Origin of the sequence: Thermococcus sp. M36, assembly GCF_012027355.1 — an archaeon.
In the GTDB taxonomy this organism is placed as follows: Archaea; Methanobacteriota_B; Thermococci; order Thermococcales; family Thermococcaceae; genus Thermococcus.
On the sequence record NZ_SNUH01000099.1, the window covers coordinates 1 to 523 of the forward strand.

At 50.3% G+C, this 523-nt stretch carries 1 protein-coding gene; it reads right to left on the reverse strand.

The window, feature by feature from the left end:
• On the reverse strand, window positions 1–342 hold a 342-nt coding region (locus E3E36_RS11500), incomplete at its 3' end, for a DUF366 family protein (protein ID WP_167895540.1).
• Window positions 343–523 lie beyond the last annotated feature (181 nt).

The window sequence follows — 523 nt, forward strand, 5'->3', positions numbered from 1 at the left end:
GATCTCAACGTAGATGTCGTCGCCCTTTCTCTCGGTCTTCACGCCGTATTCAGCCAAAACCTCACAGAGCTTGGCTATGAAGAGCTTCTGGAGCGTCGAGGCGAAGAGAGTGTTGACCAAATCAAAGACCTCGATGATGTAGTGCACCATGTCATCACTCTTGATTTCCTTGCTCGCGCGAAGGTCCTCTATGTCAATCATCTCTTCGACCTTGACGTCGCACTTTCCGCGAAAGACGACGAGCGAGTTTCCGAGGATTCCGAAGTTCCTATAGGCCCAGTGGCTTCCTATCGCGGAACCGTCGTAGTCTATGCGTTTGTCTTTAATGACGAGCAACTCCATCCTATCACCCCAACTTTTGAAGGAGTTGTTTAAGCTCCTCAAAACTCTTTACGTCCACCCACATGTGGATGAAATCCACACCTGGAACGGCCATTTTGACACCATCGATGTGAATCACTCGGTCGTCAACGTAGATAACGTCATCGATGTCGTAGCCGATGGAGCGGAGCTCCTCGATGGT